Raw genomic sequence first — 23,893 nt, 5'->3', positions numbered from 1 at the left:
GAGCGAGACATTCCGGCTACCGACGGGTAGAGTGTGGTTTCGCACACACCGCGTGACTCCGCCCTCGGAGTCCGCGAGGAGCCGACGACGAACAGTTCGAATGCGAAAGGGGACACGGTGGTCCGAGGAGCGAAGCCGAGTCGTGACGCCGTCGCAGTCGCACGTGAACGCTCGAAGCTCGCTTCGGTCCGCCGCCCGGACTTCGCCGAGGTGGCCGCACAGACCCTGGGCGCGCGCCGTTTCGTCTCCCGGGTCGGTGTGAGCATTCCGGTGCTGCTCATCCTCGCCACGATCGCCGTGTCCTCGACACTCGGGCAGCCGCTGCGCGGAGGCCTCGACCTCGGCGCCCTGATCCTCTGGGCGCTGGGCACGCTGCTCCTGCTCATCCCGTTCATCGCCGCGCTCGTGGTCATGCTCACCGCGCGCCGCGGCGGGCTCGTCTCGTCCACCGCGCTCGTCTACTCCGTGCTGTGCGGGGTCGTGGGCATCGGCGTCGACACCGCGGTCCTCGGCAGCGACGTCTCGACCGCCTCGGTGAGTCTCGTCTCAGCGCTCATCGTCCAAGTTCTCCTGCTGGCGCCCGTCTGTGCGGCGGTGGCCTTCGTCATCAGCATCGCTCGCGATTCCGCACGTCGGTGAGGGAATCTCACAGGCCTGCCGCAGTACCTGAAAGAGGGCCGGGGACACGGTGGGCACCGACTGGCAAAATATTCGACGAGAGGTAGAATCGAGGGCGTGAGCAAACTTCGTCAGAACCGTGAAGCGCAGAGTGAACGACCTCTGCAGAGGTCCATCGACGAGCAGAACCTCTCCACCCGACCGCGGTCGATCATCAGTGCCTACATCGCCCTGACGAAACCGCGCGTCATCGAGCTGCTGCTGGTCACCACCGCCCCGGTGATGTTCCTGGCCGCTCACGGCATGCCGAACCTCTGGCTCGTCATCAATACGCTCATCGGCGGTGCCGCGGCTGCGGCGTCGGCATCGGTGTTCAACTGCTATGTCGACCGCGACATCGACGCGAAGATGGAGCGGACGAAGGACCGCCCGTTGGTGACCGGCGAGATCAGGCCGCGCGCGGCTCTGATCTTCGCGACGACGCTCGGCCTCGGGTCGATCTTCTGGCTCGGCGGCTTCACGAACTGGGTGGCCGCCGGCCTGACAGCCTCGGCGATCCTCCTCTACGCCGTCTTCTACACGCTCATTCTCAAACGCCGCACCTCGCAGAACATCGTGTGGGGCGGAGCGGCCGGCTGCATGCCCGTGCTGATCGGCTGGTCGGCAGTGACCGGAGGGGTGTCCTGGGAGCCCGTGCTGCTCTTCCTCGTCGTCTTCTTCTGGACGCCGCCGCACTACTGGCCGCTGGCGATCAAGTACAAAGCCGACTACGACGCCGCGGATGTTCCGATGCTGCCGTCGAAGGTGCCGCCGACCTCCGTCGGCCGCCAGATGATCCTCTACACGTGGGCGATGATCGCCTGCTCGCTCGCGCTCATCCCCGTGGCGCCGATGGGCCCGGTCTACACGATCGTCGCAGTCGGCGCGGGCGCCTGGTTCCTGTGGTCGTGCTACTCGCTGGTCTCGCGGGCCAAGAAGGGCAAGGAGGGAACCTCGCTCAAGGCGATGAAGGTCTTCCACGGCTCGATCACCTACCTCTCGCTGCTCTTCCTCGCCGTGGCCATCGACCCCTTCGTCGACACGCTCATCCCCGGCTTCTGGTGAGCTGAGAGCCGCAACAGGCTCCACTCCCACCGCAAGCACACACGCAGAGGAGGCTCATGGCGAGCCCGGCTGCACATTCGGCCCAATCTGAGCTGGATAGCCCAAGTTCGGAACCGGGCTGCTCGGCGCAGACTGGGCCGATTGTCACTTGAGCCCCGCTTTTTGGGCAGGAACGGCTGAGTCTCAGCCGGCGTTGACGAGCTCGTCGATGACGATCCTCTTCATCCCCATGAGCGCCTGCGTCTGTGCGGGCCCGGTCATGAGTTCGGCGAGATTCGCCGGCACGATCTGCCAGCTGATGCCGTAGCGATCCTTGAGCCACCCGCACTGCTCATGTTCGGGGGAGGCCGACAGGCTCGTCCAGTAGTGGTCGATCTCGTCCTGGTCGGCGCATTCGACGGTCAGTGAGATCGCCTCGTTGAAGGTGAAGACGGGTCCTCCGTCGAGGCAGACGAAGGTCGTGCCGTCGAGGACGAATCTGCCGTTCAGGACCTTCCCGGACATCCCTGTGAAATGCTTGTCGAGGGACTCATCGGGATAGCGTTCGATGGAGAGGATCCGGGAGTTCGGGAAGATGGAGCAGTAGAACTCCATCGCCTCCTCGGCGCGATCAGGAAACCACAGACAGGGAACGATCGGACGAGACATCGGTGCTCCTCGGATAGGCGCTGTCCAGGACGGCCACAGCTGCCGCAATGGTAGCGGAGAGGCCGATCATATGGAAGGCCACGAGCAGTTCGGGAACGCCGAGGAAGTACTGGACGTAGCCGATGATGCCCTGGACGATCTCAACGCCGAGGAGGACCGAGAGCGGGGCGATCATCGCCGTCTGAGCCTTTCGCTTCGCAAGCACGAGGGCGGTGACGGTGGTGATGACGAGTAGCCAGACCGGGAAGGCGTGGGCCCGGGTGATCCAGATGTTGTCGAGTCCGTTGCGGGTCGACATCGTCGATCCCGAGTGCGGGCCCGCGCCGGTGGTGAGCACGCCGAAGACGACGATGACCGCCGTGAGAGCGAGGATGATCCAGCCCAGCGTCGGCAGCGGGGCTGATGCCCTCGTGCCCAGACGGGCGCCCGTGTCGTAGGTGCGGCGGACGAAGTAGGCGGCCACGCCGACGGCGATGGCCGAGGGGACGAAGTGACCGGCGACGACCCAGGGGTTGAGCTTCGTCCACACGGTGATCCCGCCGACCACGGCCTGGACCGGGACGATGGCGAGCAGGCCGATGTCGAGCCAGAAGAGATCGGGACGCTTCTTCCGATGCCTCCACAGCATCAGCGCAATGAGTACGCCGAGGATCGCCAGGGCGATCGCGAGGAGGCGGTTGCCGAACTCGATGGCGCCGTGGATGCCCATCTCGCTGGTGGCCACGAGCGAGTCCGGGGTGCATTTGGGCCAGTCCGAGCACCCGAGCCCTGAACCGGTGAGCCTGACGATGCCGCCGGTCAGGATGATCCCGGCCTGGGCGATGAGCATCGCCCACGCGGCGATGCGGATCTTCTTCGTGACCACTTCACTCCTCATTCGAAACGGAACCACCTGCGCGCGGCAAGCGTTCCCACCAGGCCCCAGACGAGGAGCACGATGATTGCCTTGATGTCGATGTTGCCTGAGCCCACGGCTGCGCGCATCGCATCGCCGAGCGCGCCGGAGGGCAGGTAGCCCACGACCGTTCCCCATTCTCCAGGATGCGCGATGACGAGGCCACCGACCCCGGCCATGAGCACCCAGATGAGGTTCGATCCCGCCAGGGTCGCCTCGGCGCGGACGGTCCCGGCCATGAGCAGCCCGAGCGAGAGCAGCGCCGCGGTGCCGAACACCGTGGCCAGGACGGCTCCGAGGGCGTCGATGGGTCCGCGGAAGCCGAGCACGAGAGAGACCGCGAGCACGAGCGCGAACTGGATGAGCACGACGATGATGACGGCGCCGAGCTTGCCGAGGATGAGACCGTTCGTGCCCAGCGGGGTCGTCGCCAGCTGGCGCAGAACCCCGTACCTGCGGTCGAAGGCCGTCGCGATCGCCTGACCGGTGAAGGCACTGGAGGCGAGGCTGAGGCTGAGTGCTGCGGGCACGGCGATCGTCAGCGGATCGGCGTCGGGGGCGATGACCCCGAGCCCGGCGAGCAGGGGAGTCTTCGCAAGGAAGATGAGCAGACCGAGCGGGAAGACCAGGGAGATGAGGAGCTGCTCGCCGTTGCGCAGCACGGCGACCGTCTCGAACTTCGCTTGCGAGGCGATGCGCTGCATTCTCATCGCAGGGGCCTCCCTGTGAGTTCGAAGAAGACATCGGCGAGGGACTGTGCGTGCATGTCGAGATCGGCGATCTGCGCCCCCGCCTCGGCGATCGCGGTGCACACCGCAGCGATCTGCGCCGCGGACAGTGCACCCTCGACGGTGATCGTCGCGGCCTGCGCCGAGGCGGGGGCGATGTCGCACAGGCGCCTGAGCAGGTCCGGGACGGCGGGGCGATCGAGCCGGATGTCGAGGCGACGGGAGTCATCGGATGCATTGCGCAGGTCTTCGGGCGCACCTTGGGCGATGATCCTGCCGCGGTCGATGACGACGACCTCATCGGAGAGCTCTTCAGCTTCGGCGAGGTCGTGGGTGGTGAGGACGACGGCGACGCCGCGGTCGGCGAGATCGCGGATGAAGGAGTGGACGACCTCGCGCGCCTGGGGGTCGAGGCCGGCGCAGGGTTCGTCGAGGAAGACCAGGGACGGCCGGCCGATCAGGGCCGCCGCGAGTGCGACCCGCTGCTTCTGACCACCCGAGAGGCGTCGCATCGCGCGGCCGGAGAACTCATGGAGCCCCAGGGGACCGGCGAGTTCTTCGACCGAGAGCGGGTCGGAATAGAGGGAGGAGAGATGACCGAGCACCTGCAGCGGCTTCGCGCTCATCGGCAGTCCGCCGTCCTGGAGCATCACTCCGGCCAGCTGGGAGGCGGTCGCGTGTTCGGTGACGGGATCGTGACCGAAGATGCGCACCGTCCCGGCATCGGGGCGACGGGTGCCCACGGCCAGGGAGATCGTCGTCGACTTGCCTGCGCCATTGGGTCCGAGCACGCCGAGGATGGAGCCGGCGTGCGCGTCGAGATCGATTCCGTCGACGACGTGATGAGCGCCGTACGAGTAGTGGAGACCGCGAATGGTCAGGGCCGAAGATGACACCCGACCATTCTACGACGCGTCGAAAGCCGCAATGGTTAGGCTCACCTAGTTTTACGGAACAAATTACGCAACACTATTGTTGTGTTAGTCAAGGAGGTGGATTATGGCTGCGAACGACACGGAGGACCGCCGCACCCGGCAGAAGGTCTTCCGATCGGTGCTCGACGAAGGACCGATCACCGCTTCGTCACTGGCCAAAGCCCTCGATCTGACCCCAGCGGCGATTCGACGCCACCTGGATGCCCTCGAGAGCGAGGGCCTCATCGAGGTTCGTGACCTCGCCGGCAAACAGGCGGGCAGAGGACGACCGGCCAGGCATTATGTGGTGACGACGGCCGGGCATGACTCGGTCAGCCATTCCTACGACGAACTCGCCGTCAACATCCTCCGCTTCATGGAGGATCGCCACGGCAAATCGGCCGTCGAGGAATACACCGAGGATCTCGTAGCGCGTCTGCGCGATCGGCTCGGGCCCGAACTCGACAAGCGCGGGGGCGCCACAGTGGCCTCACGCTCGCGCGCATTGGCTGCTGCACTCACCCGTGAAGGGTACGCCGCCTCGGCGACACCGGTTGCGGCCGGAACCCCGCTCGAGGCGATGCAGCTGTGCCAGGGGCACTGTCCGATCCAGGCCCTGGCCGCGGAGTACCCGGAGATCTGCGAAGCCGAGCTCGCGATGTTCTCCGACTACCTCGGCGTCGATGTCAGACGGCTGTCATCGCTGGCGCAGGGTGACCATGTGTGCACCACCCACATTCCGACTTCGGAACTGACCAGACCACTCATCCACAGCAATGATCGACCTCAAGGAGGTTCACGATGACTGACACAGGCAATCGGATCATCGATGCGAATCCCGAGCTCAAAGACCTCGGGCAGTATGCATACGGTTGGCACGACGAGAACGACGCAGGTGCGACCGCGACCCGCGGACTGAGCGAAGAGGTCGTGCGCAACATCTCGAAGCTCAAGGACGAACCCGAGTGGATGCTCAAGCGTCGGCTCAAGGCACTGCGGCTGTTCGACAAGAAGCCGATGCCGAACTGGGGAGCCGACCTCACCGGGATCGACTTCGCCGACATCAAGTACTTCGTGCGCTCCACCGAGGGCCAGGCCACCTCGTGGGAGGACCTGCCCGAGGACATCCGCAACACCTACGACAAGCTCGGCATCCCGGAGGCGGAGAAGCAGCGCCTCGTCGCCGGCGTGGCCGCTCAGTACGAGTCCGAGGTCGTCTACCACCAGATCAACGAAGAGCTCGAGGCTCAGGGCGTCATCTTCATGGACACCGACACGGGTCTGCGCGAGCACCCGGAGATCTTCGAAGAGTACTTCGGCTCGATCATCCCCTCCGGCGACAACAAGTTCGCCGCTCTCAACACCGCGGTCTGGTCCGGCGGGTCCTTCGTCTACGTCCCCAAGGGAGTCCACGTCGAGATCCCCCTGCAGGCCTACTTCCGCATCAACACCGAGAATATGGGGCAGTTCGAGCGCACGCTCATCATCGCCGACGAGGGATCCTCGGTCCACTACGTCGAGGGCTGCACGGCCCCGATCTACAAGACCGACTCCCTGCACTCGGCCGTCGTCGAGATCGTGGCGAAGAAGGACGCGAAGGTCCGCTACACCACGATCCAGAACTGGTCGAACAACGTCTACAACCTCGTCACCAAGCGCGCCATCGCCGAAGAGGGCGCCTCGATGGAATGGGTCGACGGCAACATCGGCTCGAAGGTGACGATGAAGTACCCGGCCATCTGGCTGACCGGTGAGCACGCCCGCGGCGAGACGCTGTCCGTGGCCTTCGCCGGCGAGGGACAGCACCAGGACACCGGTGCGAAGATGGTCCACGCCGCTCCGCACACGCACTCCTCGATCGTGTCGAAGTCCGTGGCCCGCGGCGGCGGACGCGCCGGCTACCGCGGACTCGTCCACGTCCACCCGGGTGCCGAGGGCTCGTCGAACAACGTCCTCTGCGACGCTCTGCTCGTCGACAACGTCTCCCGGTCCGACACGTACCCCTACATCGACATCCGCGAGGACGATGTGACCCTCGGCCATGAGGCCACCGTGTCGAAGGTGAGTGAGGATCAGCTCTTCTACCTCATGTCCCGCGGGATGGAGGAGACCGAGGCGATGGCGATGATCGTGCGCGGCTTCGTCGAGCCCATCGCCCGCGAGCTGCCGATGGAGTACGCCCTCGAACTCAACCGCCTCATCGAACTGCAGATGGAAGGCGCGGTGGGCTGAGGCCCGCTCAGCACCGACACCGCGCTCAAAGGAGTATTTCTGTGACTGATACCACCAACCCGCTTGGCCTCTCGGAACATTCGCACGGTTCCGACGTCCAGGTGCCCGATTCGAAGCGCGACGCTCGCACCCGCAGCTTCGACGTCGCCGACTTCCCCGTGCCCACCGGTCGTGAAGAGGAATGGCGCTTCTCGCCCGTGCGCAAGATCAGCGACTTCTTCGACGATGCCGCCACCGAGGCGACGCTGAAGATCGACTCCGATCTGCCCGAGGGCATCTCCGTCGAAGAGATCTCGCTCGAGTCCGCCCAGGAGCTGGGCATCCTCGAGCCCGAGGACCGGGCCGCCGCCGTCGCTGCGAACCGTGCCTCCGCTGTGACGCACTACTCGGTCCCCGCCGACACCGAGCTCGACCGGGCCGCAATCATCCATGCCGACGGCACCGGTGAGACCATCGGCCACGGCCATGTCGTCGTGTCCGTCGGAGCGAACTCGAAGGCCACCATCGTCGTCGAACACGAGGGACTGGCCCGGTACTCCGAGCTCGTCTCCCTCGTCGTCGGCGACGGCGCGGACGTCACCTTCGTCTCGCTGCAGCTGTGGGAGGACGGTTCTCACCACCTCGGCCAGCACGACGCGATCGTGGGCAAGGACGCGAAGCTCAAGCACATCCACATCACCCTCGGCGGCGACATCGTGCGCCTGAACACGAACGTGCGCTACTCGGCGGCCGGGGGAGAAGCCGAGCTGCTCGGACTCTACTTCGCCGATGCCGGTCAGCACCTCGAGCACCGCACCTACATCGACCACAACACGCCGAAGGCCCAGTCGAACGTCCACTACAAGGGCGCTCTGCAGGGCAAGGACGCGCGCAGCGTGTGGATCGGTGACGTCCTCATCCGGCCCGAGGCCCTCGACATCGACACCTACGAGCTCAACCGCAACCTCATCCTCACCGATGGGGCACGCGCGGACTCGGTGCCGAACCTCGAGATCGAGACCGGCGACATCGCCGGCGCCGGCCACGCGTCCTCGACCGGACGCTTCGACGAGGAGCACCTGTTCTACCTGATGAGCCGCGGCATCCCCGAAGACGTCGCCCGTCAGCTCGTGGTCCGCGGATTCTTCAACGAAGTGATCCAGAAGATCCAGGTGCCCGAGATCGAGGAAGTGCTCAACGAACGCATCGAGGACGAACTGTCCCGGAGTGTTCTGTGACCATGATCGACGTGGCGGCCGCCGACGAGGTGGCCCCGGGAGCAACCATGCGCATCGAAGTCGGTGAGTTCGAGGTCTGCCTCGCCCGCGACTCCGACGGCACGCTCCACGCGATCGACGACCTGTGCACCCACGGTGAGGTGTCCCTGGCCGAAGGCGAAATCGAAGACGGCACCATCGAGTGCTGGCTGCACGGTTCGCAGTTCGATCTCAATACGGGAGTGCCGGTGAACCCTCCGGCCTTCGAACCCGTCGCAGTCTATGACTGCAAGGAGATCGCCGGGCGCATTCTCGTCGACCCGAAGACAACACTCAACTGACCTGAAGACCGAAGAAGAAGGATAAAATGTCCACTCTCAAGATCGAAGACCTCCACGTCGGTGTCAACACCGACAACGGCCTCAAGCCGATCCTCAACGGCATCAACCTCGAGATCAACTCGAACGAGACCCACGCCATCATGGGCCCCAACGGTTCGGGCAAGTCGACGCTGGCCTATGCGCTGGCCGGACATCCGAAGTACGAGGTCACCTCCGGCTCCGTCACCCTCGACGGTGAGGACGTCCTCGACATGTCCGTCGACGAGCGGGCGAAGTCCGGCCTGTTCCTGGCCATGCAGTACCCCGTCGAGGTCCCCGGCGTGACCGTGACGAACTTCCTCCGTTCGGCCAAGACCGCCATCGACGGCGAGGCCCCGAAGCTGCGCAACTGGACCAAGGACCTCAAGCAGGCCATGGAGAACCTGCGCGTCGATCCCGCCTTCGCGACCCGCAACGTCAACGAAGGCTTCTCCGGCGGTGAGAAGAAGCGCCACGAGATCCTCCAGCTCGAGATGCTCAAGCCGAAGTTCGCCGTCCTCGACGAGACCGACTCCGGCCTCGACGTCGACGCGCTGCGGATCGTCTCCGAAGGCGTCAACCGCGTCAAGGAATCCACCGACGTCGGCGTCATGCTCATCACTCACTACACGCGCATCCTCAACTACATCAAGCCCGATCACGTCCACGTGATCATCAAGGGCCGGGTGGCCGAGGAAGGCGGACCGGAGTTGGCCGATCGCCTCGAGAACGAAGGCTACGACCGCTTCTTCACCGCCGGCGTCTGATGTTCGCACGTCTGCGGGGCGACTTCCCGATCCTCGATGTCAGGATCGGGGAGTCGCCGCTGTCGTATCTCGACTCCGGGGCGACCTCGCAGAAGCCCCAGTGCGTCATCGACACCTTCACCGAGTACTTCCAGCAGCGCAATTCCGCTGTGCACCGGGGAGCGCACTCGCTGGCCGTCGAGGCCACGGACGCGTTCGAGAACGGTCGCATCGCCGTCGCCGGGCTCGTCGGCGGAAAGCCAAAGCAGGTGTGCTGGACGAAGAACGCCACCGAGGCGCTCAACGTCGTGGCACTCGGCATCGACCGCGCCAGCCGCGGATTCGGGGGAGAGGCCGCACAGCGTTTCGCCCTCGGACCCGAGGACTCGATCGTCATCACAGAGATGGAGCACCACGCGAACCTCGTTCCCTGGCAGCAGCTGGCCGCCTCGACGGGTGCGCAGCTGCGCTGGCTGCCGGTGACCGACTCGGGTGAACTCGACCTGACCGACCTCGAGTCGATCGTCGACGAGACGACGAAGGTCTTCGCGTTCACCCACGTGTCCAACGTGCTCGGCACCATCAACCCCGTCGACACGCTCGTGGCCCGGGCCAGGGAGGTCGGGGCGTACGTCGTCCTCGACGCCTGCCAGTCGGTTCCGCATATGCCCGTGGACTTCGTCGACCTCGACGTCGACTTCGCGGCGTTCTCCGCACATAAGGCGCTCGGACCCACCGGTCTCGGTGCGCTGTGGGGGAAGTCCGAACTGCTCGATGCTCTGCCGCCCGTGCTCACGGGCGGGTCGATGATCACCACGGTGACCATGGATCAGACCGAGTTCATGCCCGCCCCGCAGCGGTTCGAAGCCGGCACCCAGCCGGTTGCCGAGGTCGCGGCGTTCGCGACCGCGGTCGGCTACCTCGCCGAGGTGGGGCTCGAGGAGATCTTCGCCCATGAGCGCGAACTCGGCAGGCTCCTCCTCGACGGCATCGCCGAGATCCCCGGCATCCGTGTGCTCGGGTCCGCACCCGAGCGCATCGGGACCGTGGCCTTCGACGTCGACGGAGTCCACGCCCATGACGTCGGACAGTTCCTCGACTCCCAGGGGGTGGCCGTACGGGTCGGTCACCACTGCGCCCAACCGCTGCACCGACGTTTCGGCGTCACCGCCTCGACGCGGGCGAGCACGTACCTGTACAACAATGCCGAGGACTGTGACCGGTTCCTGTCCGCGCTGGCCGAGGTGCGCCCCTTCTTCGGGGTCGCGCAGGAAGGGGAATGAGCCGATGAGCACACAGATGCAGCAGCTCTACCAACAGGTCATCCTCGACCAGTCCCGCGCCCGAATCGGCAATTCCGCGCTGTTGGGCGAGAAGGTCGACGGTCCCCACGGGTACTCGCACCAGGTCAATCCGACCTGCGGGGACGAGATCGAGCTCGAGACCGAGCTGACCGACGACGGCCGCGTGGCGGTGCGCTGGAGCGGAGACGGCTGTTCGATCTCGATGGCCTCGGCCTCGGTGCTGTCCGATCTGGCCGGTGAGAACAGCGTCGAGGACATGCTGGTCATCGAATCGGTGTTCCACGAACTCATGCACTCCCGTGGGACAATGGAGGCGGATGAGAGCGTGCTCGGGGACGCGGCAGCGTTCTCGGGAGTCTCGAAGTTCCCGGCCAGGATCAAATGCGCTCTGCTGTCCTGGATGGCCTTCAAGGACGCACTCAACCAAGCACAAGCAGCTCGTGAGGAGAAACACCATGCCTGAAGTCATTGACGCTCCGCAGAATGCCAGCGTCGACGAAGTGCGCGAAGCGATGATGGACGTCGTCGATCCCGAGCTCGGTGTCAACATCGTCGACCTCGGCCTCGTCTACGGACTCTCGGTCGAAGACGACGGCACCGCCGTCATCGAGATGACCCTGACCTCGGCGGCCTGCCCGCTGACCGACGTCATCGAGGATCAGACCGCGCAGTGCCTCGAAGGTATCGTGCCGGCCTACCGGATCAACTGGGTCTGGATGCCGCCATGGGGCCCGGAGAAGATCACCGAGGACGGCCGCGAACAGATGCGGGCCCTCGGCTTCAACATCTGAGTCCGTCCATTCGACCGGACTGAACGTCCCCGCGGGGACGTCACCGATCCCATCGCCGAGGTGGGGCCGTCCTGATCAGGAGGCCCCACCTCGGCGATCTGCTCAGCCGGCCCGTCTGAACCCTGCCCCGTCGCAGTTCAGGCGGCACCGCCGTTCGCGAAGATCGTCTGGCCGTTGACCCAGCGCCCTGGACCCGCGAGGAAGGCAACGACCTCTGCGATGTCCTCGGGGGTGCCGAGGCGTTCGAGCGGATTGAGCGAGGCGATGTGAGCGACGACCTGCTCATCCTTGCCCTCGAAGAACAGCGGTGTCGCCGTCGGACCCGGAGCGATCGTGTTCACGGTGATATCGCGGCCGCGCAGCTCTCGGGCCAGGATGAGCGCGAGCGCCTCGACTGCCCCCTTCGACGCCGCGTACGCTCCGTAGTTCGGCATGAGCAGCTTGGTCACCGACGTCGAGAAGTTGATGATCGCTCCACCCTCGCGGACCTCTTGCGCCGCCAGCTGGTCGACGACGAAGGTTCCGCGGACGTTGACACGTTGGATCCGGTCGAAGGTCTCCAGATCCATCTCGGAGATCGGGGCCAGCGGCATGATGCCTGCAGTGTGCACGACGACGTCGACGCCTCCGAAGGTGTCGGCTGCGGTGCGGAAGAGCTCCGCCATCGCCTGCTCGTCAGCGACGTCGCCGCCGGCGGCGATCGCCTGGCCGCCGGCGTCCGTGATCGTCGAGACGACCGCATCAGCCGTTGCGGCTCTGCTGCTGTAGTGCACCACCACTGAGGTGCCGTCGAGCGCCAGGCGCTCTGCGGCGGCGCGGCCGATCCCGCCTGACCCGCCTGTGACGATCGCGACGCGGGGCTGTGTTGTGTCCGGCATGAAGTGCTCCCTACAATTATATGAACGTCATGTTCATATGAAATGTACACTGATATGGACGGATCGTCCATTAGTCTGATGGAGTTCATCCGACTGATGGGCGCCCGCGCCCGCGGATCGGGCGCGATGACCAGCGAGGAGATCTCATGACCGACAAGGCCGCCGACGCGAGCCCCCGCCCTTCGACGCCACCGCGTCGGGGGCGCCGTCCTGCCGGCGAGGTCCGACGGGACGTCCTCGACGCCACCTCGACACTCCTCCGTGACGGGGGTTTCCGGGCCGTCACGTTCGAGCGGGTCGCTGCGCAATCGGGCGCGAGCAAAACGACGATCTACAAATGGTGGGCGTCGCCGGGGACTCTCGCCGCCGAGGCCTACTTCGACCAGAGCGCGGCCGAGTTGGCGTTCGCCGATTCCGGCGACGTCTTCACGGACATCGGCCGACAGCTCCGCGCGTTCGTGCGCCTGATCATCGCACGCGGAGGCGGACGAATCATCTCCGAACTCATCGGTGCCGCTCAGACCGACCCCGAGGTCGCGGCTGCGGTGTCGGAGAAATACACAGCGCCGCGACGTCGGCTGGCGGTCGAATACTTCCGTCTGGCAACTTTCCGTGGGCAGATCCGACCGGAGGTCGACCCCGACATGCTCGTCGATCAACTGTGGGGAGCCTGCTATCACCGGCTGCTGATCCCCGATGCCCCACTCGACGAAGCCTTCGCGGACGCACTCGTCCTCAACGCGTTGCGCGGCGCAGCGACTCCTGAGTATGCCGCCACTCACCCAGGTCTCACTCCTCGGTGAGAATGGGCGTGAGGTCATGGAGATCACCGCCCCCCCTGAATGCGGGTCCATGCCGGTCACGTGAAAGAATGGTTCGGGCCGACCACCAACATCCGCGCAGACTTTCCAAGGAGCACCATTGACGATCATCGCTGCCGCAGACGGGTCCGCCCTCGGCAACCCCGGTCCCGCCGGGTGGGCCTGGTACGTCGACGACGGCTGCTGGCACGCCGGCGGGTGGAAGAACGCGACGAACAACCGCGGTGAGCTCATGGCCGTGCTCGATCTCCTCGACTCCACGGCCGGGGCGGATGAGGACCTCAAGATCTTCTGCGACTCGCAGTACGTCATCAATGCCCTGACCAAATGGATGCCGGGCTGGAAACGCAAGGGCTGGAAGAAGGCCGACGGCAAGGAGGTCCTCAACCGGGACCTGCTCGAACTCCTCGACTCTGCGCTCAATGGCCGCGACGTCGAATTCGAATGGGTCAAGGGACACAATAACCACGCGATGAACGAAGCCGCCGACGATCGTGCGAGGGCCGCAGCCACGGCCTATCAGAAGGGTACGAAAGTCCCCGAGGGTCCGGGTTACGTCCCCGCGGGGACGCCGTCGTCAAGCACGACACCCGAGACGGATTCGGAGCCCACGACCGTCGTGTCCTGCCGAGTGCCCGCTTCTGTTGCCGACGAACTCGTCGCCCGGGCGCAGGCCCGCGACATCCACCCCCAGGAATTTCTGGCCGAACTCATCGGCCGCAGTTTGGAGAACGAATGATTCAGGCCTCAGGCCTCGAGGTCACCGTCGGTGCCCGCACGCTCATGTCCGAAGTCTCGTTCCGCGTCGACAAGGGCGACCGGGTCGGTCTCGTCGGCCGCAACGGCGCCGGGAAGACCACGCTGACGAAGGTGATCATGGGAGGACACCCCGCCACCAGCGGAGATGTCTCGATCTCAGGAACCGTTGGCTACCTTCCGCAGGATCCGCGCAGCGGCGACCTGCAGGCCACCGGACTCGAACGGATCCTGTCGGCACGCGAGCTCGACGTCCTCGTCAAGCGACTGCGCAAGGCCGAGCGGCAGATGGCCTCCCCGGATGAGAAGATCGCGACGAAGGCGATCGACCGGTATCCGCGCATCGAGGCCGAGTTCATCGCGGCGGGCGGCTATGCCGCCGAATCCGAGGCCTTCGCAATCGCGGCGAATCTCGGCCTCGACGAGGACCTCATCAGTCAGGAGATCGGCACGCTCTCCGGCGGTCAGCGCCGCCGCGTCGAACTCGCCAGGATCCTCTTCTCCGCCCCCGACACGATGATCCTCGACGAGCCGACGAACCACCTCGACGCCGAATCCGTGCTGTGGCTGCGTGACTACCTCAAGGCGTATTCGGGCGGACTCATCGTCATCAGCCACGACCTCGATCTCATCGACGAGGTCGTCAACAAGGTGTTCTTCCTCGACGCCACCCGCCAGACCATCGACATCTACTCGATGGGCTACCGCCTCTACCTCAAGCAGCGCGAGGACGATGAGCGTCGACGCCGCCGCGAACGTGCGAACGCGGAGAAGAAGGCCTCGGCGCTCACCGCGCAGGCCAACAAGATGATGGCGAAGGCGACGAAGACCGTGGCGGCCCAGCAGATGGCCAAGCGCGCGGAACGTCTGCTCGCCGGACTCGACGACGAACGCGCCACCGAGAAGGTCGCGAACCTCCGCTTCCCGGCCCCGGCCGACTGCGGACGAGTGCCGCTGACTGCCGAGGGACTCTCGCGCAGCTTCGGCTCCACCGAGGTCTTCACCGGCGTCGATCTCGCGATCGACAAAGGCTCACGAGTCGTCATCCTCGGCTACAACGGTGCGGGCAAGACGACCCTGCTGCGTCTCCTCGCCGGTCTCGACGAACCCGATTCCGGCCAGGTCGTGCCCGGACACGGGCTCAAACTCGGCTACTACGCGCAGGAGCACGAGACGCTCGACCTCGACCGCAGCGTGCTGGAGAACATGAGCCGGAACTCACCGCACCTCGATGACACTGCCGTGCGCAACGTTCTCGGTTCGTTCCTGTTCTCCGGTGACGACGTGCACAAACCCGCCAAGGTGCTCTCCGGCGGTGAGAAGACGCGGCTGGCTCTGGCCACACTCGTCGTCTCGAGTGCGAACGTCCTCCTGCTCGACGAACCGACGAACAACCTCGATCCGGCCTCGCGTGAGGAGATCCTCTCGGCCATCCGCCGCTATGAGGGCGCGATCATCCTCGTCACCCACGATGAGGGAGCGGTGTCCGCACTCGATCCCGACCGGGTGCTGCTCCTGCCCGACGGTGACGAGGACCTGTGGAACGACACCTACCTCGACCTCGTCAGCCTCGCCTGAAGCGCTCCTCGAGCATCGCGTCCTCCTCGGCCTCGGCCTGACCGTGGACCGTGGGGGAGGCGAAGCGGTTGTGACCGTAGCGGCTGCCCGGCTGTCCGATCTTCGCTCCCGCGTCGAGGGCGGCCTTATCGATGACGACGAGTTCGTTGTCGTTGCCGCCGCGTTCGGCAGCCTCGGCGGTGGCCTTGCGCTCCCGGCGAGCCGAGATCGCGACAGCGATGATGATCATGATCCCGAACGCGAACCACTGGAGCATATACGACAGGTGGTTGCCGGGATCGAGGTCGGGCATCGGCAGCGGAGTCAGACCGGAGTCGGTCTCATCACTGCCCGTCGGTGACGCTTCGGCGTAGACGTGGGAGTAGGAGTCGTCCATCCCGGGGATGCGGGCAGGGTCGATGGCCTTGATCATTCCCGGGGGATTGTCGTCATCGGACCCGTCCTGGGCCGGCTGCAGATGAGCGATGACGGTCTGCCGACCCTTCGGTGCCGCGGGCACGGAATCCGCTTCGGTGGTGAAGCCTCTGACCACAGCGATCGTCGGGCCCTGGGCGATGTGGAAGGGGGTGACGACGTAGAAGCCGGGCTGGTCCTCGACGGTGCGGTTGCGCGCGAGGACCGTGTCGGCATCCGCGTACTCACCGGTCAGTCGGACCTGGGTCCATTCCTCGGTCGTGGCCAGGGTCGAATCCGTGTTCGGCAGCACCGAGTCCACGGCAACGGGATCGGCGGAATAGTTCGCGGTGATCGTGGCGATCTCCTGCTCACGCTGTTCACGACGGTCCTTCTGCCACAGGGCGAGGAAGACACAGGCGATGACGACGATGATCGCCATGGCGATGTACTTGAGCCAGCGTGCGGTGAAGAGGAAGGAATAGCGGCTCAACCTGCGTCCTCCGGAATGTCGTCGATGGATACGTCAGTGAGATAGAAGTCCCGAAGCGTGAGGAAGTCGCGCAGGTGGTCGAGATGGTCGTCGCAGGCCAACCAGGTCTTCTTGCGCTCGGGAGTGTGCAGGCGCGGGTTGTTCCACAGAATCGCCCGGGTCGCTGAGGCCCGGCAGTCCTTGGCCGAGCACTGGAGCTCGACGCTCATTCGTGGTCGCCCCTGTCATCGCTGTCATCGATCGTCTCTCCGGCGATGGTTTCACCGGCGATGGTCTCATGGTCGTCATCGCCCGACTCTGCGTCGCGGGCTGTCTCATCCGACTCGGCTTCGCCGACGGTCTCACCGTCGATCGTGTCGGAGACAGCGCCGTCCTCACCGATCGTCTCACCCCTGGCCGGAGGCAGCTCGGCACGCGGCGCTTCGTCGAGCAGCGCCACGGCGTCGTCGCGGGTCCGCTCCCGACCGGCGTTGGCGAAGATCACAGCGGGATACGGCAACACGACCGCGCCGGCGACGCAGATCCACATGATCACGTGCTGGTCGGCGACGAAAGCGAAATAGGCTCCCACGAAGCAGGCCGTCCTGATGCCCATCGTGATGGAGTACTTGATGATCCGAGATCTCATGTCATCATCAAGGGCGGTGTCTGCCGTGGTGATCTGTTGCGAGTGCCTGACCATATCCTTCTTCGATCGATGACTGCCAAACATGATACTCGTCCTTTGTGAGAGACGTATCCACGGACCAGGGGACAGGATAGGTTGGTCCACGATAGATTTGCCTACACAGTCGATCAACAGGAGTCATCCGTGTCAGAACCACGCACAGTCCTCGTCACCGGCGGCAACCGCGGCATCGGCCGCACCATCGCCGAGGAGTTCATCGCCAATGGCGACAAGGTGGCCGTCACCTCCCGCAACGGAGACGCTCCCAAAGGGGCGCTGGCCGTGTCCGCCGATGTCACCGATTCGGCATCCGTCGATGCCGCCTTCGACGAGATCGAAGAGAAGCTCGGCCCCGTCGAGGTGGTCGTGGCCAATGCCGGCATCACGCGGGACAACCTGCTCATGCGGATGAGCGACGACGACTTCGAAGCGGTCGTCGATACGAACCTCACCGGTGTCTTCCGCACCGTCAAGCGCGGGATCACGAACATGATCCGGGGGAAGAAGGGCCGCATCGTGCTCATCTCCTCGGTCTCCGGTCTCTACGGAGTCCCCGGACAGGCGAACTATTCCTCGGCCAAAGCCGGTCTCGTCGGCCTCGCCCGTTCGATCACCCGCGAACTCGGCTCCCGAGGCATCACTGCCAACGTCGTCGCCCCCGGATTCATCCGCACCGATATGACCGACGAGCTCAGCGAAAAGCAGCAGAAGGAGTACCTGGCGACGATCCCGGCCAAGCGCTTCGCCGAACCGGCCGAAGTCGCCAAGGTCGTGCGCTGGGTGGCCTCCGACGAGGCCGCCTACATCTCCGGCGCCGTCATCCCCGTCGATGGCGGCCTCGGCATGGGGCACTGAGCTTCGACCCTCACGCATGTCGCGTCAGATGCGGTCTCGCTCGTGCTCAGCCCGTAGACTGCACACCAGAGATGCCGCGTGAAGCGGCGTCAGCCACACGATCAGCAAACCCTTGTAGAAAGGACCACCATGGGAATTCTTGACGGAAAGCGCATTCTCGTCACCGGCGTGCTCACCGAGGCCTCGATCGCCTTCGCCGCCGCCCGCATCGCACAGGAGCAGGGTGCCGAAGTCATCCTCTCCAGCTTCGGTCGGCAGATGAAGATCACCCAGGTCATCGCCGAACGCCTGCCGCAGACCCCGAACGTGATCGAACTCGACGCCACGAACGACGAGGATCTCGCGGCTCTGCCCGAGCGCCTCGGCGGCAACATCGACGGCATCGTCCACGCGATCGCCTTCGCGCCGAAGGACGCCCTCGGCGGCGTCTTCCTCGACACCCCGTGGGAGTCGGTCTCCGGCGCCATCCACGTCTCCGCCTACTCGCTCAAGGCCATCGCCGTGGCCGCTAAGCCCGTGCTCAACAAGGGTGCTGGCATCGTCGGACTCACGTTCGACGCGACCATCTCCTGGCCGGTCTACGACTGGATGGGTGTGGCCAAGGCCGCCTTCGAATCCACCGCCCGCTACCTCGCGAAGTACGTCGGCGAGGACGGCGTGCGCGTCAACCTCGTCTCGGCCGGTCCGCTCAAGACCACCGCGGCGACCTCGATCCCCGGCTTCGGAACGCTGGAGGACATGTGGGGCGACCGTGCACCGCTGGGCTGGGACCAGACGGACACGACGCCTGCCGGAAAGGCCATCGTCGCCCTGCTCTCGGATTGGTTCCCCGCCACCACCGGTGAGATGGTTCACGTCGACGGCGGCTTCCACTCCACCGGCGCCTGAGACTCGACGCGAGAGGCTCGACACATGCCTGTGCTCATCCTCGCCCGCCACGCCAAGGCGGAGCCTGACGGTCCGACCGACTTCGAGCGGTCTCTCAGTGCCAAGGGCCTGGCTCAGGCCGTCGAAGCCGGAGCCGAGATCGCCGAACGATGGTCACCCGATGTGGCCATCGCCTCGGCGGCTCGCCGGACCGTGCAGACCGGTCAGGCCGTCGTCGAAGCGGTGAACCGGGCCGCCGGCGGCAACGTCGAGAAACCCGGCAGCCTCGAGCTGCGTGAGGATCGCTCGCTCTACGCCTGCGAGGTCGAGGACTGGCTCGATGCCATCAACTCGATCCCCGCGGACAGCGAGTGCGCCTATATCGTCGGCCACCAGCCCACCGTCGCCGAGGTGATCGGACGCCTCAGCCCCGAACCTGGAGTTCCCGACGGGTTCCGTCCCTCCTCGATCGCGGTCTTCGACCTCGAGAGCTGGGACGTGGAGCCGGGGTCGTACCCGGCGCCGCAGATCCGTGTCTTCCACGGTGTGTGAGCCACGGAGTCCGAACCGACGCATCTGCTGAACTGAGGCCCTCCGAAGAATTCGGAGGGCCTCAGTGCTTGTCCCGGAGCAGAGCGCCACGCTGGGGCTGCTTGATGTTCGTCTGCTTGCCCTCAGGCTTCGGTTCGAGCCTCGATGATCGTGAGCACCTCACACAGGTCTCGTGTCGTCACGGAGGCATCGGCAGCCTCGGCGAGGGCGGGCTTGGCGCAGAATGCAATGCCGAGACCGGCGGCGCGAATCATCCCGATGTCATTGGCCCCATCGCCGATCGCCACCGAGGCCGCTCGCTCGAAGCCTCCTGCCGAGAGCAGGCCCTCGAAGATCTCCGCCTTCGCACTCGGGTCGATGACTCGACCGCTCGTGCGTCCGGTGAGACGGCCGTGCTCGACCCCGAGACCATTGGCGAAGACGTCGGTGATGCCGAGCTCCGCGGCCACCGGGGCGATGATCGCGGTGAATCCTCCGGACACCAAGGCCACCTGACCGCCGGTCGAGTGCACGGCGGCCACGAGGTCGGCGGCACCGGGGGTGAGGGTGATCTGTTCGCGGACTTCGTCGAGGACGGTCTCCGGCAGCCCCTCGAGCAGCGCAACGCGCTCGGCCAAGGACGCGGAGAAGTCGAGTTCGCCGGCCATGGCGCGATCGGTGATGTCGGCGACCTCCTCACCCACGCCCGCGTGGGCGGCAATGAGATCGATGACCTCCTCGTTGATGAACGTCGAATCGACGTCCATGACGAGCAGCTGGACGGATGGGGCGCTACGCGCGGTCTGCTGGGTTCCACTCACCCGTTCATCGTAGCCACTGCCATGATGTAGTTCGCCGCGGCGGGGTGCAGCTGAGACAGCAGGGTTCCGAACTCCGGCGGGGAGACCGTGGCCGGGGCGAGGACCGAACGCATCCGGTGGTGGATGTCCAGGGCCGCGTAGATCGCCCTGGAATCCGCCTCGGTGGGAATGAGGCGGGAGATCGGATGCGTCGTCGACAGCTCTTCCTGCCAGTCCCGCCACGGTCCCTGCCGCCAGTCCTCGGGAACATCGAGGGTCTCAACGAGGGTCAGCCCCTCCATCACGAGCAGGCGCAGGCGGCGCAGCGCCTCGGCGGAGGTGCCGACGGTGACGGGGCGGAAGAGCGCGGGACGACACGCGATGATCTCGACGTTCGCCTCAGCGCCGATGAGCGCCACCGCCGCCTGTTCGGTGCCGCGGTGGAGTACGACGGGGGCGCTGTGACGACCGACCTTCGTCCGTGCCTCCTTCTCGACCGGGGGAGTCGTGTGCGGCAGCGACGGGTGGTGCAGGGCCAAGCGCGCATGCGTGATACCGGCCGCAGCCGCCTCGGCGATGAACAGCAGCAGTCCGGTGGGAACGGAGGTGTCGAAGAACTCATCGGCGACGATGAGAGGAACATCACGATCATCGTCGAGGAACGCGGCGCTGACCTCGTCAGGGGGCAGGGTCGAGCGCAGACGATGATTGATCGCCAGGGTCAGCAGGAGTGAGTCGGTCGTGAGGTCCATGTCGAACCAGAATAGACGGCGCGCCTGCGATAGAGTCTGAGGATATGAGTGATGTCCTGAATTTGGATTCCGTGTCCGTGCGCCGGGGGAAGAACTTCCTCCTCGACGATTTCTCGCTGACCGTCGCCGAGGGCGAACATTGGGCCGTGCTCGGACCCAACGGGGCGGGCAAGACGACGCTGCTCGAACTCGCGGCCGGTCGCATGCACCCGACGAAGGGTGCTGTGAGCATTCTCGAGGAGCAGCTCGGGCGTGTCGACGTCTTCGAACTGCGCCCGCGGATCGGCTATGCCTCGACGGTGCTGGCCAACCGGATCCCCAGCTCCGAGGCGGTGCTCGACACCGTGCTCACCGCCGCATACGGCGTCACCGGACGATGGGTCGAGGAGTACGAACAGGCCGATATCGACCGGGCCCGCGATCTGCTCGCCGCTTTCAACATCACCCATCTGACCGATCGCACCTTCGGCACCCTGTCCGAAGGCGAGCGCAAACGCGTCCAGATCGCCCGGGCGCTCATGACCGACCCGGAGCTGCTGCTCCTCGACGAACCGGCCTCGGGTCTCGACCTCGGCGGTCGTGAGGAGCTGCTCGGAGCGCTCACGGAGATCCTGTCGTCGAAGTGGGCGCCGGCAACGATCATGGTCACTCATCATGTCGAGGAGATCCCCGCCGGAGTCACACACGTACTGCTGCTCGCCGACGGCACCGATCTGGCCGCCGGACCCATCGAGGAGACGCTCACGGCGGACAACCTCGCAGCGACCTTCGGCATCGACGTCAAGCTCACCCGCGACGGCCAGCGCTACCACGCACACTCGACTCTCTGAGCATGGAGCTGCTGCAGAGTCTCAGCCTCGAACCGTGGCAGATCGGTCTGATCGTCCTCGCCGGCATCGCGGCAGGCGGCATCAACGCCGTCGTCGGTTCCGGCACCCTCATCACCTTCCCTGCGCTCGTGGCCTTCGGGGTCCCGCCCGTGGTGTCGACGATGAGCAACGCGGTGGGCCTCATCCCCGGCAACATCGCTTCGTCATTCGGCTACCGTGAGGAGCTGCGCGGGCAGTGGAGACGGATCCTCGGCTTCGTTCCGGCGTCCCTGCTGGGGTCGCTGACCGGTGCGTATCTGCTCCTGCATCTGCCCGAGGATGCGTTCGAGACGATCGTGCCCGTGCTCCTCGTCGTCGCCCTGATCATGGTCGTCGGCCAGCCGTATCTCTCCCGGTACTTGAAGAACCGGTCCCTGCGTCGGGCCCAGGAGGCCGGCGTCGAGCACACGGCCGCCGAGGCGGGGGATGCGCTGTCGACCGGCCGTTACCTGGCCGTGCTCCTCGTCGTCTTCCTCACCGCCATCTACGGCGGGTACTTCGCCGCCGCTCAGGGCATCATCCTCATCGCCCTCCTCGGACTGCTGCTGCCCGATGATCTGCAGCGGCTCAACGGGCTGAAGAACGTTCTCGTCCTCGTCGTCAACACGGTCTCGGCGAGCACGTACATCATCGTCGGCCACGACCGGATCAACTGGATCGCCGTGATCTGCATCGCGATAGGCTCACTCATCGGCGGGTACTTCGGGGCGCGGATCGGCCGACGATTCTCACCGGTGCTGCTGCGCACGGTCATCGTCATCCTCGGACTCGTCGCGATCTGGCGGATCGTCACACTGTGAGTGAAACAGCGAGCGGGACCGTGAATGTGACTGCAGACGGGGGAGTGCTGTGAACACGCCGGCCAAGGCACCGCTGACCCCGCAGCAGGTCATCGACCGGGCGAGCGAACTCGGGATCGCCGCAGATCGTCTGCGGTTCTTCGATGAGGCGGATCTCGCCGTCGGCGGCCTGGACGATATGCACGACTACACGCAGCTGACCGATGTCGCGCTGCGCAGCGTCCGTGAACCTGCCGAGGGTCTGTTCATCGCCGAATCGTCGAAGATCATCCGTCGCGCCCACGCCACAGGCATGGTGCCCAGGTCCTATCTGACGAGCCCGAAATGGCTGTTCGACCTCGCCGACATCATCGCGACCACTGATGTGCCGATCTTCATCGGCACCGATGCCGCCGTCGAAGCGCTCACCGGCTTCCACCTCCACCGAGGCGCCTTGGCCGCGATGGCCCGACCGGTCCTTCCCGATCCTGCTGACTTGGTCGCCGATGCCACACGCATCGTCGTCATCGAGGACATCGTCGACCACACGAACGTCGGCGCGATCTTCCGTTCGGCGGCGGCCTTCGGCGTCGACGCGGTGCTCGTGACCCCACGCTGTGCCGACCCGCTCTATCGGCGATCGATCCGAGTATCCATGGGCACGGTGTTCCAAGTCCCGTGGACACGCATCGACTCGTGGCCCGAAGGCATCGGCACCCTGCAGGATGCCGACTTCCACGTCGCGGCCCTCGCGCTCGAGGAGGACTCGGTGGCCCTGCGCGATTTCGCCGCGTCGGCCCCGGAACGGACCGCGGTCGTCTTCGGCACCGAGGGCGACGGCCTGCACCGATCGACGATCGCCGCGTGCGATTCGACCGTGATGATCCCCATGAGCGGGGGAGTCGACTCCCTCAACGTCGCAGCCGCCTCGGCGGTGACCTGCTTCGCCCTGCAGGAGGGTTAAGGCACCATGACTGTGAGGCCGACGATCGGTTCGGCAGAGATCGTGGTCCAGTGCCAGACCGGGCGTATGCCGCGGAACTGCCGCTCACCGTCACCGATATGGTTTCCCCATCGAGGTAGCGGACGGGCTACGTCAGTGCCGCCCTTTAGTGTTGTGCCATGGACAGAATTGAGCTCTTCAGTTCGAACGACGGAACGACATCGATTGAAATTCGTCTCACCGGCGAGACAGTTTGGCTGACTCAACACCAGATCGCTGAGCTTTTCGAGACTTCTCGAGAGAACATCACGATGCATCTGAGGAAGGCGTTCTCAGAAGGGGAGCTGGACGAGAAGGCAACATGTAAGGATTTCTT

General features: G+C 65.6%; 29 protein-coding genes. 19 read left to right on the top strand and 10 right to left on the bottom strand.

Features of this window, described 5'->3' with window-relative positions:
- Positions 1 to 33 precede the first annotated feature (33 nt).
- Together J9314_RS09915 and J9314_RS09910 are read left to right on the top strand one after the other, a co-directional pair.
- Positions 34 to 639: a hypothetical protein gene (locus tag J9314_RS09915; RefSeq protein WP_210602274.1), complete on the top strand. Its 606-nt coding sequence runs from the start codon at positions 34 to 36 to the stop codon at positions 637 to 639.
- 96 nt (positions 640 to 735) lie between these two features.
- The gene (locus J9314_RS09910) at positions 736 to 1,722 is read left to right on the top strand and encodes a heme o synthase (protein WP_210602273.1); all 987 of its coding nucleotides are present in this window, start codon (positions 736 to 738) and stop codon (positions 1,720 to 1,722) included.
- Between the two features lie 183 nt (positions 1,723 to 1,905).
- On the opposite strand, the gene J9314_RS09905 is transcribed toward J9314_RS09910, so the two are convergent.
- From J9314_RS09905 to J9314_RS09890, 4 genes are read right to left on the bottom strand one after another with little or no spacing between them, the layout of a single operon-like run.
- A complete protein-coding gene (locus J9314_RS09905; protein WP_210602272.1) occupies positions 1,906 to 2,370 on the bottom strand; it encodes a VOC family protein in 465 nt (154 codons plus the stop codon).
- Positions 2,333 to 3,235, bottom strand: a complete 903-nt coding sequence (locus J9314_RS09900; protein WP_246490320.1) for a COX15/CtaA family protein — start codon at positions 3,233 to 3,235, stop codon at positions 2,333 to 2,335. Before J9314_RS09900 ends, J9314_RS09905 begins: the two co-directional genes overlap by 38 nt.
- 8 nt (positions 3,236 to 3,243) lie before the next feature.
- Positions 3,244 to 3,975, bottom strand: coding sequence for an ABC transporter permease (locus tag J9314_RS09895; RefSeq protein ID WP_210602270.1), 732 nt, complete (start codon positions 3,973 to 3,975; stop codon positions 3,244 to 3,246).
- Entirely contained in the window at positions 3,972 to 4,889 is a 918-nt protein-coding gene (locus tag J9314_RS09890) for an ABC transporter ATP-binding protein (RefSeq protein WP_210602269.1), read from the bottom strand. Before J9314_RS09890 ends, J9314_RS09895 begins: the two co-directional genes overlap by 4 nt.
- A 103-nt stretch (positions 4,890 to 4,992) precedes the next feature.
- On the opposite strand from J9314_RS09890, the gene J9314_RS09885 reads away from it, so the two are divergent.
- Genes J9314_RS09885 through J9314_RS09850 form a run of 8 tightly spaced genes read left to right on the top strand, consistent with a single transcriptional unit; the run spans position 4,993 to position 11,535 of the window.
- On the top strand, positions 4,993 to 5,712 hold the full coding sequence (locus J9314_RS09885) for a helix-turn-helix transcriptional regulator (protein WP_210602268.1): 720 nt from the start codon (positions 4,993 to 4,995) through the stop codon (positions 5,710 to 5,712).
- The gene (sufB, locus tag J9314_RS09880; RefSeq protein ID WP_181273520.1) at positions 5,709 to 7,139 is read left to right on the top strand and encodes a Fe-S cluster assembly protein SufB; all 1,431 of its coding nucleotides are present in this window, start codon (positions 5,709 to 5,711) and stop codon (positions 7,137 to 7,139) included. Before J9314_RS09885 ends, sufB begins: the two co-directional genes overlap by 4 nt.
- Positions 7,140 to 7,180: 41 nt before the next feature.
- Positions 7,181 to 8,356 (top strand): Fe-S cluster assembly protein SufD, encoded by a 1,176-nt coding sequence (gene sufD, locus J9314_RS09875; protein ID WP_210602267.1) that lies wholly within the window; start codon positions 7,181 to 7,183, stop codon positions 8,354 to 8,356.
- A 2-nt stretch (positions 8,357 to 8,358) separates the two neighbouring features.
- Positions 8,359 to 8,676, top strand: a complete 318-nt coding sequence (locus tag J9314_RS09870) for a non-heme iron oxygenase ferredoxin subunit (RefSeq protein WP_246490319.1) — start codon at positions 8,359 to 8,361, stop codon at positions 8,674 to 8,676.
- A gap of 26 nt (positions 8,677 to 8,702) precedes the next feature.
- Positions 8,703 to 9,461, top strand: coding sequence for a Fe-S cluster assembly ATPase SufC (gene sufC / locus J9314_RS09865; RefSeq protein ID WP_181273522.1), 759 nt, complete (start codon positions 8,703 to 8,705; stop codon positions 9,459 to 9,461).
- Positions 9,461 to 10,723 (top strand): SufS family cysteine desulfurase, encoded by a 1,263-nt coding sequence (locus J9314_RS09860; protein WP_210602265.1) that lies wholly within the window; start codon positions 9,461 to 9,463, stop codon positions 10,721 to 10,723. Before sufC ends, J9314_RS09860 begins: the two co-directional genes overlap by 1 nt.
- A gap of 4 nt (positions 10,724 to 10,727) precedes the next feature.
- Positions 10,728 to 11,207 carry a Fe-S cluster assembly sulfur transfer protein SufU gene (sufU, locus tag J9314_RS09855; protein ID WP_210602264.1) on the top strand — a complete coding sequence of 160 codons (480 nt, stop codon included), beginning with the start codon at positions 10,728 to 10,730 and terminating at the stop codon, positions 11,205 to 11,207.
- Positions 11,200 to 11,535: a metal-sulfur cluster assembly factor gene (locus J9314_RS09850; RefSeq protein WP_166971948.1), complete on the top strand. Its 336-nt coding sequence runs from the start codon at positions 11,200 to 11,202 to the stop codon at positions 11,533 to 11,535. The genes sufU and J9314_RS09850 overlap by 8 nt, the downstream gene beginning before the upstream one ends.
- 137 nt (positions 11,536 to 11,672) lie before the next feature.
- On the opposite strand, the gene J9314_RS09845 is transcribed toward J9314_RS09850, so the two are convergent.
- Positions 11,673 to 12,413, bottom strand: a complete 741-nt coding sequence (locus J9314_RS09845) for an SDR family oxidoreductase (protein ID WP_210602263.1) — start codon at positions 12,411 to 12,413, stop codon at positions 11,673 to 11,675.
- Positions 12,414 to 12,559: 146 nt separating this feature from the next.
- Here J9314_RS09845 and J9314_RS09840 point away from each other — a divergent pair, with 146 nt between their 5' ends.
- From J9314_RS09840 to J9314_RS09830, 3 genes are all read left to right on the top strand, one after another.
- The gene (locus J9314_RS09840; RefSeq protein ID WP_210602262.1) at positions 12,560 to 13,216 is read left to right on the top strand and encodes a TetR/AcrR family transcriptional regulator; all 657 of its coding nucleotides are present in this window, start codon (positions 12,560 to 12,562) and stop codon (positions 13,214 to 13,216) included.
- A gap of 118 nt (positions 13,217 to 13,334) precedes the next feature.
- Positions 13,335 to 13,973 carry a ribonuclease H family protein gene (locus J9314_RS09835; RefSeq protein WP_210602261.1) on the top strand — a complete coding sequence of 213 codons (639 nt, stop codon included), beginning with the start codon at positions 13,335 to 13,337 and terminating at the stop codon, positions 13,971 to 13,973.
- Positions 13,970 to 15,568 (top strand): ABC-F family ATP-binding cassette domain-containing protein, encoded by a 1,599-nt coding sequence (locus tag J9314_RS09830; protein ID WP_210602260.1) that lies wholly within the window; start codon positions 13,970 to 13,972, stop codon positions 15,566 to 15,568. The genes J9314_RS09835 and J9314_RS09830 overlap by 4 nt, the downstream gene beginning before the upstream one ends.
- Here J9314_RS09830 and J9314_RS09825 read toward each other — a convergent pair.
- From J9314_RS09825 to J9314_RS09815, 3 genes are read right to left on the bottom strand one after another with little or no spacing between them, the layout of a single operon-like run.
- Positions 15,555 to 16,454 (bottom strand): SURF1 family cytochrome oxidase biogenesis protein, encoded by a 900-nt coding sequence (locus J9314_RS09825; RefSeq protein ID WP_210602259.1) that lies wholly within the window; start codon positions 16,452 to 16,454, stop codon positions 15,555 to 15,557. The two genes, J9314_RS09830 and J9314_RS09825, sit on opposite strands and share 14 nt — an antisense overlap.
- Positions 16,451 to 16,663, bottom strand: a complete 213-nt coding sequence (locus J9314_RS09820; protein ID WP_210602258.1) for a hypothetical protein — start codon at positions 16,661 to 16,663, stop codon at positions 16,451 to 16,453. The genes J9314_RS09825 and J9314_RS09820 overlap by 4 nt, the downstream gene beginning before the upstream one ends.
- Positions 16,660 to 17,136, bottom strand: a complete 477-nt coding sequence (locus J9314_RS09815) for a DUF3099 domain-containing protein (protein ID WP_210602257.1) — start codon at positions 17,134 to 17,136, stop codon at positions 16,660 to 16,662. The genes J9314_RS09820 and J9314_RS09815 overlap by 4 nt, the downstream gene beginning before the upstream one ends.
- 129 nt (positions 17,137 to 17,265) lie before the next feature.
- On the opposite strand from J9314_RS09815, the gene J9314_RS09810 reads away from it, so the two are divergent.
- From J9314_RS09810 to J9314_RS09800, 3 genes are all read left to right on the top strand, one after another.
- Complete coding sequence (locus J9314_RS09810; protein ID WP_210602256.1) at positions 17,266 to 17,976, top strand: beta-ketoacyl-ACP reductase; 711 nt, start codon at positions 17,266 to 17,268, stop codon at positions 17,974 to 17,976.
- Positions 17,977 to 18,105: 129 nt separating this feature from the next.
- A complete protein-coding gene (fabI, locus tag J9314_RS09805) occupies positions 18,106 to 18,864 on the top strand; it encodes an enoyl-ACP reductase FabI (RefSeq protein WP_210602255.1) in 759 nt (252 codons plus the stop codon).
- A gap of 24 nt (positions 18,865 to 18,888) precedes the next feature.
- Positions 18,889 to 19,395, top strand: a complete 507-nt coding sequence (locus J9314_RS09800) for a SixA phosphatase family protein (protein ID WP_210602254.1) — start codon at positions 18,889 to 18,891, stop codon at positions 19,393 to 19,395.
- A 122-nt stretch (positions 19,396 to 19,517) separates the two neighbouring features.
- Here the strand turns inward: J9314_RS09800 and serB are convergent, their stop codons facing one another.
- Both serB and J9314_RS09790 read right to left on the bottom strand, forming a co-directional pair.
- A complete protein-coding gene (serB, locus tag J9314_RS09795; RefSeq protein WP_246490317.1) occupies positions 19,518 to 20,195 on the bottom strand; it encodes a phosphoserine phosphatase SerB in 678 nt (225 codons plus the stop codon).
- Positions 20,192 to 20,926 (bottom strand): hypothetical protein, encoded by a 735-nt coding sequence (locus J9314_RS09790; protein ID WP_210602253.1) that lies wholly within the window; start codon positions 20,924 to 20,926, stop codon positions 20,192 to 20,194. Before J9314_RS09790 ends, serB begins: the two co-directional genes overlap by 4 nt.
- A gap of 44 nt (positions 20,927 to 20,970) precedes the next feature.
- Here J9314_RS09790 and J9314_RS09785 point away from each other — a divergent pair, with 44 nt between their 5' ends.
- From J9314_RS09785 to J9314_RS09775, 3 genes are read left to right on the top strand one after another with little or no spacing between them, the layout of a single operon-like run.
- Positions 20,971 to 21,756, top strand: coding sequence for an ABC transporter ATP-binding protein (locus tag J9314_RS09785; protein WP_210602252.1), 786 nt, complete (start codon positions 20,971 to 20,973; stop codon positions 21,754 to 21,756).
- A gap of 2 nt (positions 21,757 to 21,758) precedes the next feature.
- Positions 21,759 to 22,595: a sulfite exporter TauE/SafE family protein gene (locus J9314_RS09780; RefSeq protein WP_210602251.1), complete on the top strand. Its 837-nt coding sequence runs from the start codon at positions 21,759 to 21,761 to the stop codon at positions 22,593 to 22,595.
- 49 nt (positions 22,596 to 22,644) lie between these two features.
- Positions 22,645 to 23,538 carry a TrmH family RNA methyltransferase gene (locus tag J9314_RS09775; protein ID WP_246490316.1) on the top strand — a complete coding sequence of 298 codons (894 nt, stop codon included), beginning with the start codon at positions 22,645 to 22,647 and terminating at the stop codon, positions 23,536 to 23,538.
- Positions 23,539 to 23,893 lie beyond the last annotated feature (355 nt).

Origin of the sequence: Brevibacterium oceani (genome assembly GCF_017948325.1) — a bacterium.
Classification (GTDB): Bacteria; Actinomycetota; Actinomycetes; order Actinomycetales; family Brevibacteriaceae; genus Brevibacterium; species Brevibacterium oceani.
The sequence above is the reverse complement of the archived record's forward strand: the minus strand, read 5'-3'. Positions and strand labels throughout refer to the sequence as shown.

What these genes read in the sequence shown, in the direction of transcription:
- J9314_RS09830 (WP_210602260.1), top strand. Translation starts at nt 13,970, where the DNA reads ATGATTCAGGCCTCAGGCCTCGAGGTCACCGTCGGTGCCCGCACGCTC.
- J9314_RS09895 (WP_210602270.1), bottom strand. Translation starts at nt 3,975, where the DNA reads ATGAGAATGCAGCGCATCGCCTCGCAAGCGAAGTTCGAGACGGTCGCC.
- J9314_RS09850 (WP_166971948.1), top strand. Translation starts at nt 11,200, where the DNA reads ATGCCTGAAGTCATTGACGCTCCGCAGAATGCCAGCGTCGACGAAGTG.
- sufU (WP_210602264.1), top strand. Translation starts at nt 10,728, where the DNA reads ATGAGCACACAGATGCAGCAGCTCTACCAACAGGTCATCCTCGACCAG.
- J9314_RS09845 (WP_210602263.1), bottom strand. Translation starts at nt 12,413, where the DNA reads ATGCCGGACACAACACAGCCCCGCGTCGCGATCGTCACAGGCGGGTCA.
- J9314_RS09820 (WP_210602258.1), bottom strand. Translation starts at nt 16,663, where the DNA reads ATGAGCGTCGAGCTCCAGTGCTCGGCCAAGGACTGCCGGGCCTCAGCG.
- J9314_RS09840 (WP_210602262.1), top strand. Translation starts at nt 12,560, where the DNA reads ATGACCGACAAGGCCGCCGACGCGAGCCCCCGCCCTTCGACGCCACCG.
- J9314_RS09885 (WP_210602268.1), top strand. Translation starts at nt 4,993, where the DNA reads ATGGCTGCGAACGACACGGAGGACCGCCGCACCCGGCAGAAGGTCTTC.
- J9314_RS09870 (WP_246490319.1), top strand. Translation starts at nt 8,359, where the DNA reads ATGATCGACGTGGCGGCCGCCGACGAGGTGGCCCCGGGAGCAACCATG.
- fabI (WP_210602255.1), top strand. Translation starts at nt 18,106, where the DNA reads ATGGGAATTCTTGACGGAAAGCGCATTCTCGTCACCGGCGTGCTCACC.
- J9314_RS09790 (WP_210602253.1), bottom strand. Translation starts at nt 20,926, where the DNA reads ATGGACCTCACGACCGACTCACTCCTGCTGACCCTGGCGATCAATCAT.
- sufB (WP_181273520.1), top strand. Translation starts at nt 5,709, where the DNA reads ATGACTGACACAGGCAATCGGATCATCGATGCGAATCCCGAGCTCAAA.
- sufC (WP_181273522.1), top strand. Translation starts at nt 8,703, where the DNA reads ATGTCCACTCTCAAGATCGAAGACCTCCACGTCGGTGTCAACACCGAC.
- J9314_RS09800 (WP_210602254.1), top strand. Translation starts at nt 18,889, where the DNA reads ATGCCTGTGCTCATCCTCGCCCGCCACGCCAAGGCGGAGCCTGACGGT.
- J9314_RS09815 (WP_210602257.1), bottom strand. Translation starts at nt 17,136, where the DNA reads ATGGTCAGGCACTCGCAACAGATCACCACGGCAGACACCGCCCTTGAT.
- J9314_RS09860 (WP_210602265.1), top strand. Translation starts at nt 9,461, where the DNA reads ATGTTCGCACGTCTGCGGGGCGACTTCCCGATCCTCGATGTCAGGATC.
- J9314_RS09785 (WP_210602252.1), top strand. Translation starts at nt 20,971, where the DNA reads ATGAGTGATGTCCTGAATTTGGATTCCGTGTCCGTGCGCCGGGGGAAG.
- J9314_RS09905 (WP_210602272.1), bottom strand. Translation starts at nt 2,370, where the DNA reads ATGTCTCGTCCGATCGTTCCCTGTCTGTGGTTTCCTGATCGCGCCGAG.
- J9314_RS09780 (WP_210602251.1), top strand. Translation starts at nt 21,759, where the DNA reads ATGGAGCTGCTGCAGAGTCTCAGCCTCGAACCGTGGCAGATCGGTCTG.